The sequence below is a fragment of the Photobacterium indicum genome (assembly GCF_003026215.1).
Taxonomy (GTDB): Bacteria; Pseudomonadota; Gammaproteobacteria; order Enterobacterales; family Vibrionaceae; genus Photobacterium; species Photobacterium indicum.
Genome location: NZ_PYOC01000025.1, coordinates 1 through 1291 on the forward strand (window position 1 = coordinate 1; position 1291 = coordinate 1291).

The window sequence follows — 1291 nt, forward strand, 5'->3', positions numbered from 1 at the left end:
TGCACCGTATTTCTCATATTCTAACGAACAAAAAGAAATAATGGTGCCTCGAGGCGGAATCGAACCACCGACACGAGGATTTTCAATCCTCTGCTCTACCGACTGAGCTATCGAGGCAACGGAGCGCATTAAAAAGGTTTTCGACTGTTTCGTCAATGGTTTTTTTGAGAAAAATGTTTAACTTTTGTTTTTTTGCACTGATTGATGGAATTTTGAACTTGTTGGGCTCGTAAATACCGAAAAATATCTTTCTAGTGATCATCTAAAGCCTGTTGCTCTTTGTTCAATGCGCGCATTAATGCTGGCCGTTGGTTTAGTTTGTGACGGTATTTTTCGAGTCTAGTGGGTAATTTTTGCTCGAACTTGACTGCCCAATTGAGGGTGTGGGCAAGAAGGATATCTGCAATGCTAGGTGAACGGCCTATTACATAATCAGAATCAGGCAGCCAAGCTTCGGCTGTTTGGGCTGCTTTCTTAAATTCCCAACTGGCGACGGCAAGCATTTCTGGTAATCGAATCTGTTCAGGTAGGGCAAATTTATGTTTGCCCATGCTCCATAATGGTTGCTCTAACTCTGAAATAATAAAGCTGACCCACTGATGATGAAGCGCAGATTCTGCGGTACCAGGTTTTGGTAGCCATTGTGGAACGTATTTTTCGGCAATGTAAAAGCAAATAGCGGATGATTCACATAAGGTAATGTCATTATCTGTGAGGGTCGGTATTTTACCTTGGTGGTTGAGAGCTTGGTAACTTGGCGATTTATGTTCACCTTTCATTAAATCAACTAAATGGTATTGCCAATCTAGACCACTTTCTTCAAGTAACCATGATACACGTAATGAACGAGAGCGAGGGTAGCCATATAAGGTGATCATTGGTCATCCTTGAGTTAGTAAAAAGATTAATACTCTTACCTAAACGTAGTCGAAGATATGGTAAAAAAAGCCTTTAAAGTGCGATTTATGGCTTCTTCTGCTTACCTATCCACTTAACTATATCTATTTGAATTATTGCGTAGGTGAACTTTATAGAGCGAGTATGGAGAGGTACAAAGGGGGAAGGGGATTTCTGAGTATAATAAGCGTATTAATGTGATGAAAGGGGGGATAATGACAAATAGCAGGCATAAAAAAGCCTCGTCCGAAGACAAGGCTTTTTAATGTGGCTCCCTTTGCTGGACTTGAACCAGCGACATACGGATTAACAGTCCGGCGTTCTACCAACTGAACTAAAAGGGAATTGTATGGTGCCTCGAGGCGGAATCGAACCACCGACACGAGGATTTTCA

The 1291-nt window shown here is 41.6% G+C and carries 1 protein-coding gene and 2 tRNA genes; all 3 read right to left on the bottom strand.

Features of this window, described 5'->3' with window-relative positions:
• Positions 1 to 41: 41 nt before the first annotated feature.
• The 3 genes from C9J47_RS26765 to C9J47_RS26780 all read right to left on the bottom strand — a co-directional run bounded on the left by C9J47_RS26765 (position 42) and on the right by C9J47_RS26780 (position 1241).
• A tRNA-Phe gene (locus C9J47_RS26765) sits at positions 42 to 117 on the bottom strand.
• 134 nt (positions 118 to 251) lie between these two features.
• Entirely contained in the window at positions 252 to 878 is a 627-nt protein-coding gene (locus C9J47_RS26775; RefSeq protein WP_107257107.1) for a glutathione S-transferase family protein, read from the bottom strand.
• 287 nt (positions 879 to 1165) lie between these two features.
• A tRNA-Asn gene (locus tag C9J47_RS26780) sits at positions 1166 to 1241 on the bottom strand.
• Between the last annotated feature and the right edge of the window lie 50 nt (positions 1242 to 1291).